The following is a 13,325-nucleotide window of genomic DNA, read 5'->3' as shown; positions in this document are numbered from 1 at the left end:
CGTGGATCGCGCGAAACGGTTTCGTTAACGGTTTTTCATCCTATTCGATTTATCTAAGACCCGCGGCAGCTGGCATGCTGCCAAAGGGGGGGGAGTCACATAAAGCCCGATGCCGCACCATCGTCTCAGAGCGGGCTCATTGAAGACGTTACAGAGCGCATTCGTGCCGCCGGTCCTGAGCGCGCTCGCGGCCCTCGCGGCTGTCTATGCCGTTTCCGGGGCGCGCAGCAGCGGGCAGATTATAGCTGGGCTGGCATGCTTGGGCGCAGCCGGGACGGCAGCTGCCTTTGCCTATCGCGCCCAATCGCACGCCCGTCAGCAGGCTGACCGCCTCGCCCAGCTCGAGCATATCGCCGCTGCCTCGACCGATTGGACTTGGGCGACGGACCGTGCGCTTCGCTTCACCCATCTCTCGGCCAAGTTCGAAGCCGCGTTTGGTTTCCCGCCCAGTCGGGTGATCGGCCAGACGTGCGATGTTCTGATGAGTGAGGAGAATGATCCCGGGGAGATCGCTCAACACAGGGCGGACTTGCGCGCGCAACATTCGTTCCGTGACGTCACCTATCAGAGCCGCCGGGCTGACGGTCGTCCGATTTGGGTACGCGTGAGCGGCGTGCCGGTGGTCGATGAACGTGGCGCGTTTAACGGCTACCGCGGGGTCGCCAGCGACGTCACTGCCCAGTTCCTGGCCGAGGAGGCTGCCCGCGCCGCCCAGAGCCAGCTGGTCGAGCTGACCGATAGCATTCCCGGGGCGGTCGTCCAGATTCGCCACGACGAAGCTGGCCTGCAGATACTTTTTGTCTCCGCTGGGATCGAGAGCTTGTACGGCGTCGACAAAGCGCAGGCGTACGATATTGAGAAGCTGATCGCCAATATCCACCATGACGATGTCGACAGGATGGGCGCGGAGATGGAGGCTGCGTATCACGCGCATCGGAACTTCCATCTGGAGTACCGGATCGTCGTCGACGGTAAGGTCAAGTGGATCCGGGCTCAGGCGGTCGCCCACGTCGAGCGGTCGGGCTCGGTGGTCTGGAACGGCTTGCTCACCGACATCAGCCGCCTGAAGACGGCCGAGGCGAAGCTACGCGAGCAACAGGACCGCTACGAACGGGCGGTACGGGCCTCGCGCGATGGCGTCTGGGATTACGACCTGCGCACCGACACGCTGTACTACTCCGAGCGCTGCTACGAGTTGCTCGGCGTCACCCCAGACGTCCTGGGCGACAAGACCGCGACGTTCATCGAGCGGGTCCATCCCCATGACCGTGAACGCTTGCGCGAGACGATCCGGGGGCACATCAAGGCCGGCACGCCCTACGACGTCGAAGTCAGGATTGCTGTCGGTGATCTGCCCGACACCTGGCCGGAGGGGAAATGTGAGCTCCGCTGGTTCCGGCTACGCGCCGAGACGGAGCGTGACGGCCAGGGCCAGGCCGTTCGGATTGCCGGGATACTGTCTAACATCGACGAGTTGAAGCGCCAGGAGCGCGAACTGATCGCCGCCCGCGAGCGGGCGGAGTTGGCCAATAAGTCGAAGACCGAGTTCCTGGCGAACATGAGCCACGAACTGCGCACGCCGCTCAACGCCGTGATTGGGTTTGCCGAGGTGATCGAGGGGGAGTTGCTGGGGCCGCTCGGTAACCCGAAGTACCAGTCCTATGCCGGCGATATCCGGGAGAGCGGGCAACACCTGTTAAACCTGATTAACGACATCCTGGATCATGCCAAGATCGAGGCTGGCCGGCGGGAGCTTCACGAGGAATGGCTGCTGCTGCCGGACTTGATCAAAGGTACGGTTCGGCTGGTACGCGAGCGGGCGGTGGACCGCAATCTGACGCTGAATGTGCTGCCGGCTGACGAGTTGCCGCGCGTGTTCGCCGATCAGCGGGGCCTTAAGCAGATCCTGCTGAACCTGCTCACCAACGCCATCAAGTTCACCCCCGAAGGCGGTGAGGTCACGGTCGGCGTCCAGGCCAGTGGTAACGGCGTCTGGATCGAGGTGACGGATACGGGGATCGGGATCGCCTCGGAAGACATCGACAAGGCGATGTCGCCGTTCGGCCAGGCCAATAATTGGCTCACCCGCCAGCACGAAGGCACCGGTCTGGGGCTTGCGCTATGCAAGCAGTTGGCCGAACTGCACGGCGGCAGGTTGGATTTAGAGTCCGAGCTCGAAAGGGGCACCCGTGTACGTGTCACCCTACCCGCCGAGCGCTTGGAGAAAGCCGCGGCCGAGCAGGCGCAAGCGACTGCCAAGAGCGCTTAGGGGGAGAGCGCCTGCCCGGCTTGCCCTGTCTTAGCTGGTCTTGAGGGCCCGCAGGCGGTTGAGCGCGGCGGCGATTTCGAACCGGCGTGGCCGGGCGAGGTCGCCGCGCGGGGTCCGCGTCAGGGCGTCGAGACCGCGGGTGTCGAGGTCCTGCTCAAGCTGGTCCAGGATGTCCGGCAGAGTCTTGCCGTGCAGGCGGTGGTCGTCGCTCAGGCGCAGGAGCGCCTCCGCCACCGCCCGGGTCTGGCTTTCGTCGACCAACTGCTCGATCGCGCCGAGGTCCAGATCGTCCTGGCCGATTCCAATTGTCTTGCGGTGCGGCACCTTCACCTTGGGGGGCTTGTCGCCTTTGCCCGTGATGCCGGTGCCCTTGAAGGTGCGCGCGCCCGGCTGACCGAAGCGCTCGCCGCCTTCCTCCGCGCGCTCGGTGCGATGGGCCTCCACCACGTCGCGTGCCCGCGCGGTGACGTCGTGGGCGCGGAACGCCTCCATCGCGATTACCGTATCGGCCTTGTCCAGGTAGTCGCCGGAGCCGCCGATCACCAGCGTGGTCGACACGCCCAGGTCGTCGTACAGCTGGCGCACCTTATCGATGTAGGGCGTGATCGGCTCGCGGTCCTTGGCGATCAACGCCTGCATCCGCCGGTCGCGGATCATGAAGTTGGTGGCCGAGGTGTCCTCGTCCATCATCATGACCTTGGCGCCCGCCTCCAGCGCTTCGACGATGTTGGCCGCCTGGGACGTCGAGCCGGAGGCGTTCGGCGTGGCGAAGTGCCGTGTGTCGCTGCCGCCCGGCAGGCCCTGGATGAACGGCGAGATGTCGACGTCGGTCACCGCGCGGCCGTCCTCGGCGCGGACCTTGACCGCCGCCGGGTCCGCGACCACCCATTCGCGCCCGTCCTGCGGCCGGTGGTTGTAGACGCCGCGCTCGATCGCCTGCAGCAGGGTCGACTTGCCGTGGTAGCCGCCGCCGACGATCAGCGTGATCCCTTGCGGCACGCCCAGGCCGCGGATCGGGCCACGGTTCGGCCGGTCGAGCTCGACCGCCAGGCTATCCGGCGCCTCGAACGGCACGGCACCGCTCGCCATCGGCCGGTCGTCAACGCCGGAGCGCCGCGGCAGGATCGCGCCATCGGCGACGAAGGCGACCAGGCCGCGATTGCGCAGTTGGCCACGCAGGGCGTCCGCATCTTCCGCGCAGGTCAGGTGGTCGCGCAGTTGGCTTTCATCGTGCGCGCGCGCGAGCAGGGCGTCCGTCACCAATTCCGGGATATCCTGGAGCAGCATCTGCTGCGCCTCGCGGCCGAGGACGCTGCGTCCGCGCGCCGGTAGACCGGCGATGAAACGCGCCTCGATCCCGCCGTCGCGACTGGCGAATATGGCGGAGCGGTCCAGGATCTCCTGGCCCGGCGAATCCATCGCCAGCAGGCCGGATGAACCGGAGCCGCGTGGCTTCGCCAACTGCTTGGCGCGGGCGGCAAACGCGCGGGACAGGTAGTCGCGTAGCGCGACGATCCGGCTGTCGCTTGCGAAACAGTCGTCCGGAAAGCTGGCGACCTCGGGGGGCACGAACAGGCGCAGGCGCGAGGGGCTGCCGAACGGGTCGCCCTGAACGTGATCGATCGACAGGGTAAACCGGTCGAAGGCGTAGCGGCCGACGATGTCCTTGTAGGCCTTGTAGCCCTTCCCATCGATCCGCTTGAGCACGGCGTCCAGGTCGCCACGCTTGAAGGTGCGCTGATCGCGCATCGTAATCTCGGTCCTTATCTCTTGGCCGGTATCTGTCTTGGCTGTCGGGCCGCGCGCGTCAGAGTTTCCAGGCGCGCGGGTACTGGCTCTCGATCTCGGCGGGCGGGCCAGGGCGCAGGAAACCGGCGCCGAGCGGGATGCCCCGGTAGCGCAGCAGCACGAACCCCTGCTCGATGGCGCCCGTGGGATCGATGCCGTCCGACAGGTGGGCGTCGTTCCGGCAGGCTGCAAGTTGCGTGTCCGACGGTTGGATCGCTTGTCGGCGTTGATAGGCGTCGCGCTGTTCGGCCGTCACCTCGACGACCCGCCGGCGGGCGTGCTGGCCGACCATCAGGGCGAGCGAGGTTGACGGTTTCGGTGTTCGGTTGCGTGCCCGGCGCGCCGGCACACCGGTGGACACCGGTGCGGGGCGGGCGGGCGCACTGTGCGTTTCCGCAACCAGCTGCAGGTCGTCGCCGCGTTCGATCACCTGCAGCCCGGCCAGCGGGTCGCCCGCGAGGTCGAACTTCTCCAGCACCGGTGAGATCCAGGTCGCGGGGGCGCCGGACCAGGGATCGGCGTGCCGGGTCGCTTCGGTCGTGGGCGCTGGTGCGTCGGCTGGCTTGTCCAGGGCGATCGCGAAAAAGCCGCCGGTGCCGTGGGTGTGCGGCCACAGACGGATGCCAGCCTGCACCCCCTGATCGAACGTGCGCCCGCCCCAACTGCCGATTGGCGCGGAGGGGGGCAGCCCCGGCGGACGCACGGCCGTGGGCACGAGCATGCCGTCCAGTTCGGCCAGCACGCGGTCGACCACCGCCTCGTTCTCTTCCGGTGCGAAGGAGCAGGTCGCGTAGACCACCCGGCCGCCGGGCTTAACCAGCTCGGCGGCGCGGCGCAGCAAGGCGGCTTGCTGACCGGCGATCCACGACAGGAATGCCGGCGCCGACCCCTGATAGCCGGCGCCCTGACGGAACTTGGTGCCTTCGCTGGTGCAGGGGGCATCGACCAGCACGCGGTCGAACACGCCCGCTTCCAGCGGGTAATCGCCGCCGTCGTGGACGGTCGAGGTCAGGTTGACCAGGCCCAGGCGCTTCATCTTGTCGCGTACGGCCGACAGGCGTCGCGGTTCTTTCTCGTTGGCGATCACCGTGCCGTCGCGTCCGACCGCCATGGCGATCCGTGCGGCCTTGCCGCCGGGCGCAGCACAAAGGTCGAGAATCCGCTCCCCCGGCTGCGGATCGAGCAGGGCGGTGGGCAGCAGTGACGCCTCCTCCTGGACCTGATACAGGCCGGCCAGGAAGGCCCACCAAGTCCCCGGACGGGCGTCGTTGGGTACCCGCAAGGCCTGCGAATCCCATGGCACCGGTGTGAGGGTCGGCGAGTCCGCGCTTAGAAGCTCGCTAAGCCGCTCGCGGCTGACCCGGGGGGCATTGGCGACAATGCACGTCGGCTTCGGGCGGACAAGGACATCCAGGAAGGTGTCCCAGTCGCTGATCAAAGGTTTGTAGCGCGCGAGCAATTCCTCTGCGCGTGCCTTGATTGCGGCTGGATTCTTCGGGTGTTTCGTCTCTGCGCCGGACATGGCGCGGGTTATAGCGAAGCCCCCGGCGCCATGCGAGGGGCGGCTAGCAGAAAGCGTTCAGCTGGATGCGCGCTGTTTTTGTGAACCGGTCTGAATTGCGGCATCGATCGCCGCCGTCAGGTCCGTGAGCGAGCATGGCTTCGCGAGTAGCCCGGCCGCGTGTTCGCGCCCTTCGCGCAGGGCACGGTCGAACCGACCGGTCAGGTAGATCACGGCGATTCCCCGCTCGGCCAGCTGTTCGCCGAGGAAGATGCCATCGAAAGCGCCTTCCAGGCCGATGTCGATCAGCGCGACGTCCGGCTTATGCTGCTCGCATAACTGGAACGCCTCGAGTCCACTGCGCGCGATTCCGGAAACGCCGTAGCCAGCGTATTCCAGATTCGCACAGACCGACTCGGAAAAGTCGGTGTCATCTTCGACCAGAAGGACGTGTGTGCTCATGAGTTCAAGTATAAACGAATGAGTTCGGTCTAATAGAGGCGAGATCGTGAACAGCTTGTGGCAACCGGCGCTCCTGGCTCGATTTCGGCTTATTTTGCCACGGAATGGTCACCCGTTCGGTGTAGGAAAGCGATTGCTGCCTCCAAAACGTTCGGGGCCAGCGTAACGTCGTCGGCTGTGTGCCCGGCGTAGGAGGCGCACAGGTTCATCGCTGCCGGAGGTGTCGGCGTGGCGGCGTGCAGGCACGCCAACGCCGGTCCGCCGCCGGCGGCTAGGTCGCGCACGACCAGGGGGCTCGCCATGCCGACCGCCCAGGTCCCGTCCAGTTGGATCATGTTGTCCAGGGCGGTTAGCAGCTTTGGCCCGATCAGCTGCGGCACCGGCGGACCGTCGTGTCGAGCCAGTACCCGCCGGGCTGCGTGACGGTAGAAATCGAGCACCGGATTGTCAGGCTGAAACGCGAGCAGGGCGTTGTGCAGGTTACGCCGCGCGCGCGGGTGTCCGCGCGCGTCCGGCTGGATCCAGACTTCCCGCCCGAACAGGTAGCCGGAGTCCGGCAGTGTGAGCGCCGCCGTCAGCCGGTCCGGGGCGAACACGATCACATCGGCGTCCAGCCAGATCACGCGCTGCCAGCCCGCGGCCAGCAACTCGGCGATCCAGTCCAGCCGGGCAAGGTCCGCGACCACCTGGGTGCGCCCGTGTGCACGGGCGCGCAGTTCTGCTGGGATGCGCGCCAGAAAGTCATCGCCGTCGACCCGGTGCGCGAACCCAGCCGTCGCGGCCCAGGTCGCCACGCTGCCCAGGCACGCGCGCAGCCACGCCGGCGGGTTGGGCGCGTGGCTCTGGATGACCAGGGTGTCCGGCATGGCGGGGTGCTGCGGCCTGGCCTAGCGCAACGCCGGACCCTGGCTGTCCCTGGCGGCGCGCAGATGACCGGACAGGCGGTACTCGATGCGCTTGAACACCGCGAGCAGACCATACACCAACGCGAGGTAGAGTGCGGCCGCGGTCAGGTACAGCTCGTAGAATGCGAAGGAGCTGGCGGCGATCTTGCTGGCTACTCCGGTGATATCCATCAGCGTGATCACCGAAACCAGCGAGGTCGCCTGCAACAGGAAGATCACCTCGTTGGTGTAGGCCGGCCAGGCAAGACGGAAAGCCTTGGGCATGATGATCCGGCGGTAGAGCAGCGGTCCGCTCATGCCGCAGGCACGCGCGGCTTCGACCTCGCCCTTTGGAACGCCCTGGATCGCACCGCGCAGGATTTCGGCGGTGTAGGCGGCGGTGTTGAGCGTCAGTGTCAGCACACCGCAGAAATAGGCTTCCCGAAAGAAGGTCCACAAGCCGACCGACCGGAGTTCACCGGAGAACTGGCCGCTGCCGTAGTAGATCAGGAACAGCTGAACCAGTAGCGGCGTGCCGCGGAAGAAGAAGATGAAGGCATAGACCGGCGTCCAGATCGCCGGGTTCGGGTGCAGGCGCAGAATTGAGAGCGGCACCGCGATCGCCAGCCCGATTATGACCGACAGCGCCGTGATCTGGATGGTCAGCCACATGCCGTCCATCAGCTCCGGCAGGCTGTCGATGATGATCTGCCAATCCATCGCGCTGCCCCCTTAAGCCCGCTGGACGCCGCGGTTGGCCCAGGTCTCCAGGCGCTGCTGCAGCACCATGGAGACGATCGTGAGCAGCAGGTAGAGCGCCGCGGCGCCGGCGTAGAAGGTGAACGGCAAGCGGGTGGCCTGCGCCGCAATTTGCGAAGCGCGCATCAGTTCCTGCAGCTCGATCACCGAGATCAGTGCGGTCGCCTTGATCAACACCATCCAGACGTTGCCGAGGCCGGGGATGGCGTAGCGCCACATCTGCGGCAGCAGGATTCGCCGGGCGGCCATCACCTGTGTCATGCCGCAGGCGCGTGCCGCCTCCATCTGCCCGGCCGGGACGGCGAGGTAGGCGCCGCGGAACACCTCGGTGGCAAACGCGCCATAGATGAAGCCGATCGTCAGCACGCCCGAGATGAAGGGGTCGAGGTTAACCCGCACGTCATAGCCGAGCCCGTTGGCGGCATCCTGAATCAGGGTCGGAACGCCGTAATAAACCAACAGGATCAGGACCAGCTCCGGCACCCCGCGCACGACCGTGGTATAGAGCCCGGCCAGCCAGTTGACCGTCCGCAGCGGTGTGACTTTCGCCCACGCGCCCCCGATCCCCAGCAGGATGGCAAGCGCCATAGCGGCCACGCCGACCAGCACGGTCAGCTTGAAGCCTTGCAGCAGCAGCGGTCCGTAGCCTTGCAGATCGAACACGGGGCGGCGGTTTTCGTTTCGGTGGGGTGCGAGGTTTCGGAAAATAAAACGGGCCGGCGGAATGTTGCCCCGCCGGCCCGGCCAACATGGACGACCTTAGTCGCCGTAGATATTCATGCCGAAGTTTTCCTGGCTGATCTCGTCGTAGGTGCCATTCTCGCGGATGTTGTCGATCGCCGTGTTGAAGCACTGGCGCAGCGTGTCTTCGCCCGGGCGCACGGCGATGCCGATGCCCTTGCCGAAGTACTTTTCCAGCGTGAACGATGGACCCTTGAAGGCGTAGTCGCTGCCCGCCTCGGACGACAGGAAGCCCTCGGACAGCTTGATCGCGTCGGCGACCACCAGGTCGACTCGCCCGCTGGTCAGGTCGAGCGTGGCTTCCTCCTGGGTGTCGTAGCTGCGCACGTCGACGACGTCGCCATACTCACCGCGCAGGAAGTTCTCGGAGACGGTGGCGCGCTGCACGCCGACCACCATGCCGTCCAGAGCGTCCGCGGAGATCTCGACGTCCATGTCCTTCGGACCGGCGAAACGCACGGGCGACTGATAGTACTTTTCGGTGAAGTCGACCTTCTTCTCGCGCTCTTCGGTGATCGACATGGAGGCGATGATGGCGTCGTACTTTTTCGCCAGCAGGCCCGGGATAATGCCGGCCCAATCCTGCGTCTTGAAGGTGCACTCCGCGCCGATCTCCTCGCAGAGGGCTTTGGAGATGTCGATGTCGAAGCCCTGCAGCTCGCCGTTCTCGTCGATGTAGTTGAACGGGGGGTAGGCGCCCTCGGTCCCGATCGTGATCTGATCCGGGCAGCCTTCGATCGCGGCACTGGCGGTGCCGGCGGTGAAAGCCATGGCGCAAGCGGCCGCGAGCGCCGTCAGCTTGGTGCGCATGGGTGAGTCTCCCTGGCTTTGCTTTTGTTGGGTGTCTGTCGGTTTGCGGAACGGTGGTCGCGTCAGCTGGTCGACTGCAGGAACTGCCGACAACGCTCGGACTGCGGCGCGTCGAACACCTGGCTCGGCGGGCCCCGTTCCTCGACCCGCCCTTCGTGCAGAAAGATCACCTCGGAAGCGACCTCTCGTGCGAAGCTCATTTCGTGGGTGACGATCACCATCGTCCGCCCCTCGTCGGCGAGCTGACGGATCACGCGCAGCACCTCCCCGACCAGTTCGGGGTCGAGCGCGCTGGTCGGTTCGTCGAACAGCATTACCGACGGTTCCATGGCGAGCGCGCGGGCGATCGCGGCGCGCTGCTGCTGGCCGCCGGACAGGTGGGCGGGGAAGTGGTTGGCTTTTTCCGGGATGCCCACCTTGGCGAGCAGCGCGTGTGCGCGTTCGCTTACCTCGGCCTTATCGCGCTTCTGAACGTGGACCGGCGCTTCGATCAGGTTCTCCAGAACGGTCATGTGGGTCCAGAGGTTGAAGTTCTGGAACACCATGCCAAGACGGGTGCGAATGCGGTTCACCTGGGCCCAGTCGGCCGGAACCGTATGGCCTTTCTTGTCCGTCGTCAGCTTGACCTCTTCGCGGCCGACGACGATCCGGCCCCAATCCGGGACCTCGAGCAGGTTGATGCACCGCAGCAAGGTGCTCTTGCCCGAGCCCGAGGAGCCGATCAGCGCGGTCACATCGCCCTTGCGCGCGGTCAGGGAGACGCCCTTGAGCACCTCCAGCGAGCCGAAGCGTTTGTAAATGTCTTGGATGTCGAGCGCGCTGCCAGCCTCCGTGGGGGCGTCGACCGTCATCCCTGCCATCGCGCCCGTGTCTGCCGGATTGGCTGCCTGCTGCTGCGCCACGGTGCGCCCTGCCTTCTGCAAACTTTGGCTTTCCTAAAATACCCGCCTGATCCGTGTTGGAGGCTAGTCCCCAACACCCAGCCATGCAAAGCGAAAACGGGTGGCATGCGTTAAACGCGGGTCGATAAATGTGCGGCACAACCGCGCTGTTACGCCCATTCCTCTCCCGCAAAAGGGGAGGCTCCACTGCGATAATCCGCGCGTGAAACGGGCAAGGGTAGGTTCGTCGTTCTACCCGCTCAGGCGCTGCAAGAGCGGTAGAATATTCTCGTTGAGCGCCTTGGCGTCGATCGGGCCAGTGTGCTTGTAGCGGATCTTGCCAGACGGGCCGATCACGTAGGTTTCCGGCACACCGTAGACGCCCAGTTCGATGCCTGTGCGTCCGGATCGGTCGGCGCCGATGCGCGTGAAAGGGTTGCCGAGATTGTTGATGAACTGCCGGGCATCCGCCGGCTCGTCCTTGTAGTTGACGCCGTAGAGGGTGACGTCGTCCCGCTCGGCCAGGCGCATCAGGACGGGGTGCTCGGCCCGGCAGGGCACGCACCAACTGGCCCAGACGTTGAGCAGCACCGGCCCGTTGGCATCGGTCAGGTCCGCGGTCTTGAGACCTGGCGTGTCCAGCCCCTCGACCGGCGATAGGTCGAATTGGGGCACGGGCTTGTCGATCAGCGCGGAAGGCACCTCGCTCGGGTCGCGGTCGGACAACAGGCCCCAGGCGAAGTAGCCTGCCACCACCAGGAAGATCAGCATGGGCAGCAGGAACAGCAGGCGCTTGCCCTTCGGGCTGCCTGTTTCTCCGCCACCATGGGCGGTTTGCGTATCCGGGTCGCTGGTCATTTAGTTGTTGTAGCTGGTGTCCATGCCGGATTTGGCGGCCTCGGGCATCGGGCCGTCGCCCTCCCACTGGCCGGAGTCCTTCAGGGCCTGCGCGACCTCGGGGGGCATGTAGTTCTCGTCGTGCTTGGCCAGCACCTCGTCGGCGACGAACACCCCCTGCTGGTTCAGCGTGCCGTGGGTGACCACGCCCTGCCCCTCGCGGAACAGGTCGGGCAGGAGGCCGCGGTAGCGCACCGGCACGGCGTTCTTGCCGTCGGTCACCTTGAAGGTCGTGGTGGCGCCGTCCGCGACCTTCTGCACGGAGCCCGACTGAACCAGCCCGCCCAGCCGGAAGCGGCGGTCGAGCGGAATGTCCTTCTGCGCCACCTCGCTGGGGCCGTAGAAGAACACGATGTTGTCCTCGAACGCCGAGAGCGTCAGCGCCGCGGCGCCGGCCAGCGCCAGCATGCCGCAGGCAAGTAGGGACAGCCGCTTTTTCTTGCGCGACGTCATGATGTCTTACGTCTCCTCATCCTCGGCATCCGATGCAGCGTCGCCCCGCCGGCGGCGCCGGCCACCCTGGGCCTGCTCCAGCGCGCCCAATTCACGCTTCACGCGCTTCAGCCGGGTGATGCTGAACGCGAGCAAGGCGAGCATCACCAGAACCGTCAGGCCATAGGCCGGCCAGATATAGGCTGCATAGTCGCCGGCCAGCTGCAGATCCATCGCCTAGCCCTCCGCCGGCGCCGGGTGGGCGGTGCCGGTCGCGCCCGGGGTGCCCTTACGCTGCAGGCTGGCGGCGCGCAGGTTGCGCAGGCGCTGCTCGTACAGCTCGCTCTTCATCCGCACCAGCAGCAGCGCGGCGAAGAACAGCGTGAAGCCGAGCGCCATGACCATCAGCGGCCAGAGCATCGAGGGCGCGATGGCCGGCATGCCGATCCGGCTGACGCTGGCGCTCTGATGCAGGGTGTTCCACCAGTCGACCGAGAACTTGATGATCGGCACGTTGACGAAGCCGACCAGTGCCAGGATCGCCGCCGCCCGACGGCCGCGCCCGACATCGTCGAACGCGTTGGCGATCGCCATGTGGCCGAGGTAGAGGAAGAACAGCACCAGCACGCTGGTCAGGCGCGCGTCCCAGACCCACCAGGTGCCCCACATCGGCTTGCCCCAGAGGGAGCCCGTGACCAGGCACAATGCGGTAAATGCTGCCCCCACCGGCGAAGCCGCGCGCGCCGCCAGATCCGCGAGCGGATGCCGCCAGACCAGGGCAACCGCGCTTGCGATCGCGATCGTGGAGTAGATGAACATCGAAAGCCAAGCGGTGGGTACGTGCACGTACATGATCCGTACGCTCGCACCCTGCTGGTAGTCGACGGGCGCCGTGAACGCGCCGAACAGCCCGACCGCCAGGGCCACCGCGCAGGCGATCCATAGCCACGGCAGAACCATGTCGGCCAGCCGCAGGAAACGGCCCGGGTTGGCGAAGCGGTGCAGACTGCGCGTCTTCCGCTGGGCGGCCGCCTGGGTACTCACCGTCAATCCACCTTTACGTCGTATCGTGTCATGAGATGGCCGGTCGGACCTTTCTTCTCAATAGCTGAAACGCGTCTAGGACAAAAGGGCGCACCGCTCGACCGGTGGACGGGCGGGCGTTCGTGCCGACCTATTCGACCGCTTGGCGCACCGCGCCGGCTGCGGCCCAGGGCGCCAGCGCGATCGCCGCGAGCAGGCCCGCGCCCATCAAGAGGAGTTGCGGACGTGCGGTCATCCCCGCCATCTCGGCGTCCACGGCGGAAACGCCGAAGATCAGCACCGGGATATAGAGCGGCAGCACTAGCAGCGGGATCAGCACGCCGCCGCGCCGGGCGCCCAGCGTCAACGCCGCGCCGACCGCGCCGATCAGGCTGAGCGTCGGCGTGCCAAGCGCCATCGCGGCCAACAGGATGCCGTAGCCTTCCGCTGGCAGGCCGTACATCAGCGCGATCACCGGCGCGGCGGCCAGCAGCGGCAGGCCGGTGGTCAGCCAGTGCGCCGTGACCTTGGCGAGTACGATCACCGGCAGCGGCAGAGGCGAGAGCGCCATCAGTTCCAGCGAGCCGTCCTCGTAATCGCGCAGGAACAGCCGTTCCAGCGACAGCAGCACGGCGAGCAGCGCGGTCACCCAGACCACGCCGGGGGCGATCCGCTGCAAGAGGTTCGGCTCCTGCCCGATACCGAACGGGAACAGCATTGCGGTCAGGACGAAAAACAGCACGGCCAGCAGGGCGTCGCCGCGCTGGCGCAGCGCCAGGCGCAGATCGCGCGCGACCACACGGACGAAGCCGCGCAGCAGCCCGGGTCCCGGCTCGGCCGCCGGGGAGCTGGTCGTGTGTTCGTGCATGCGGGCCTCC

Annotated in this window: 14 protein-coding genes; 1 reads left to right on the top strand and 13 read right to left on the bottom strand. The window is 66.5% G+C overall.

Going from position 1 to position 13,325, the window contains the following annotated elements:
• Window positions 1-139: 139 nt before the first annotated feature.
• Entirely contained in the window at window positions 140-2,269 is a 2,130-nt protein-coding gene (locus RHOSA_RS23890) for a PAS domain-containing sensor histidine kinase (RefSeq protein WP_169816580.1), read from the top strand.
• 30 nt (window positions 2,270-2,299) lie between these two features.
• On the opposite strand, the gene RHOSA_RS0101110 is transcribed toward RHOSA_RS23890, so the two are convergent.
• From RHOSA_RS0101110 to ccmB, 13 genes are all read right to left on the bottom strand, one after another.
• Entirely contained in the window at window positions 2,300-4,018 is a 1,719-nt protein-coding gene (locus tag RHOSA_RS0101110; protein WP_037255460.1) for an ABC-ATPase domain-containing protein, read from the bottom strand.
• Between the two features lie 58 nt (window positions 4,019-4,076).
• Window positions 4,077-5,579, bottom strand: a complete 1,503-nt coding sequence (locus RHOSA_RS23885) for an RsmB/NOP family class I SAM-dependent RNA methyltransferase (RefSeq protein ID WP_051431674.1) — start codon at window positions 5,577-5,579, stop codon at window positions 4,077-4,079.
• 57 nt (window positions 5,580-5,636) lie between these two features.
• Window positions 5,637-6,020, bottom strand: a complete 384-nt coding sequence (locus tag RHOSA_RS19610) for a response regulator (RefSeq protein ID WP_051431673.1) — start codon at window positions 6,018-6,020, stop codon at window positions 5,637-5,639.
• Window positions 6,021-6,109: 89 nt separating this feature from the next.
• A complete protein-coding gene (locus tag RHOSA_RS19605; protein WP_051431672.1) occupies window positions 6,110-6,886 on the bottom strand; it encodes a hypothetical protein in 777 nt (258 codons plus the stop codon).
• A gap of 21 nt (window positions 6,887-6,907) precedes the next feature.
• A complete protein-coding gene (locus RHOSA_RS0101090) occupies window positions 6,908-7,624 on the bottom strand; it encodes an ABC transporter permease (protein WP_027287234.1) in 717 nt (238 codons plus the stop codon).
• A 12-nt stretch (window positions 7,625-7,636) separates the two neighbouring features.
• The gene (locus tag RHOSA_RS0101085) at window positions 7,637-8,326 is read right to left on the bottom strand and encodes an ABC transporter permease (RefSeq protein WP_027287233.1); all 690 of its coding nucleotides are present in this window, start codon (window positions 8,324-8,326) and stop codon (window positions 7,637-7,639) included.
• Window positions 8,327-8,422: 96 nt separating this feature from the next.
• The gene (locus RHOSA_RS0101080; RefSeq protein ID WP_027287232.1) at window positions 8,423-9,214 is read right to left on the bottom strand and encodes a lysine/arginine/ornithine ABC transporter substrate-binding protein; all 792 of its coding nucleotides are present in this window, start codon (window positions 9,212-9,214) and stop codon (window positions 8,423-8,425) included.
• A gap of 62 nt (window positions 9,215-9,276) precedes the next feature.
• Entirely contained in the window at window positions 9,277-10,074 is a 798-nt protein-coding gene (locus RHOSA_RS0101075; protein ID WP_027287231.1) for an ABC transporter ATP-binding protein, read from the bottom strand.
• A gap of 273 nt (window positions 10,075-10,347) precedes the next feature.
• Window positions 10,348-10,953 carry a DsbE family thiol:disulfide interchange protein gene (locus tag RHOSA_RS19600; protein WP_081728353.1) on the bottom strand — a complete coding sequence of 202 codons (606 nt, stop codon included), beginning with the start codon at window positions 10,951-10,953 and terminating at the stop codon, window positions 10,348-10,350.
• Window positions 10,954-11,445: a cytochrome c maturation protein CcmE gene (ccmE, locus tag RHOSA_RS19595; protein ID WP_051431671.1), complete on the bottom strand. Its 492-nt coding sequence runs from the start codon at window positions 11,443-11,445 to the stop codon at window positions 10,954-10,956.
• Between the two features lie 6 nt (window positions 11,446-11,451).
• Window positions 11,452-11,658, bottom strand: a complete 207-nt coding sequence (gene ccmD, locus RHOSA_RS19590) for a heme exporter protein CcmD (RefSeq protein WP_037255457.1) — start codon at window positions 11,656-11,658, stop codon at window positions 11,452-11,454.
• A gap of 3 nt (window positions 11,659-11,661) precedes the next feature.
• Window positions 11,662-12,429 (bottom strand): heme ABC transporter permease, encoded by a 768-nt coding sequence (locus tag RHOSA_RS19585; protein WP_051432382.1) that lies wholly within the window; start codon window positions 12,427-12,429, stop codon window positions 11,662-11,664.
• A gap of 169 nt (window positions 12,430-12,598) precedes the next feature.
• Window positions 12,599-13,315, bottom strand: a complete 717-nt coding sequence (ccmB, locus tag RHOSA_RS0101050) for a heme exporter protein CcmB (RefSeq protein ID WP_051431670.1) — start codon at window positions 13,313-13,315, stop codon at window positions 12,599-12,601.
• Window positions 13,316-13,325 lie beyond the last annotated feature (10 nt).

The organism is Rhodovibrio salinarum DSM 9154 (genome assembly GCF_000515255.1).
GTDB lineage: Bacteria > Pseudomonadota > Alphaproteobacteria > Kiloniellales > Rhodovibrionaceae > Rhodovibrio > Rhodovibrio salinarum.
The sequence above is the reverse complement of the archived record's forward strand: the minus strand, read 5'-3'. Positions and strand labels throughout refer to the sequence as shown.

What these genes read in the sequence shown, in the direction of transcription:
- RHOSA_RS0101110 (WP_037255460.1), bottom strand. Translation starts at nt 4,018, where the DNA reads ATGCGCGATCAGCGCACCTTCAAGCGTGGCGACCTGGACGCCGTGCTC.
- RHOSA_RS23885 (WP_051431674.1), bottom strand. Translation starts at nt 5,579, where the DNA reads ATGTCCGGCGCAGAGACGAAACACCCGAAGAATCCAGCCGCAATCAAG.
- RHOSA_RS19610 (WP_051431673.1), bottom strand. Translation starts at nt 6,020, where the DNA reads ATGAGCACACACGTCCTTCTGGTCGAAGATGACACCGACTTTTCCGAG.
- RHOSA_RS19605 (WP_051431672.1), bottom strand. Translation starts at nt 6,886, where the DNA reads ATGCCGGACACCCTGGTCATCCAGAGCCACGCGCCCAACCCGCCGGCG.
- RHOSA_RS0101090 (WP_027287234.1), bottom strand. Translation starts at nt 7,624, where the DNA reads ATGGATTGGCAGATCATCATCGACAGCCTGCCGGAGCTGATGGACGGC.
- RHOSA_RS0101080 (WP_027287232.1), bottom strand. Translation starts at nt 9,214, where the DNA reads ATGCGCACCAAGCTGACGGCGCTCGCGGCCGCTTGCGCCATGGCTTTC.
- RHOSA_RS0101075 (WP_027287231.1), bottom strand. Translation starts at nt 10,074, where the DNA reads ATGGCAGGGATGACGGTCGACGCCCCCACGGAGGCTGGCAGCGCGCTC.
- RHOSA_RS19600 (WP_081728353.1), bottom strand. Translation starts at nt 10,953, where the DNA reads ATGACCAGCGACCCGGATACGCAAACCGCCCATGGTGGCGGAGAAACA.
- ccmE (WP_051431671.1), bottom strand. Translation starts at nt 11,445, where the DNA reads ATGACGTCGCGCAAGAAAAAGCGGCTGTCCCTACTTGCCTGCGGCATG.
- ccmD (WP_037255457.1), bottom strand. Translation starts at nt 11,658, where the DNA reads ATGGATCTGCAGCTGGCCGGCGACTATGCAGCCTATATCTGGCCGGCC.
- ccmB (WP_051431670.1), bottom strand. Translation starts at nt 13,315, where the DNA reads ATGCACGAACACACGACCAGCTCCCCGGCGGCCGAGCCGGGACCCGGG.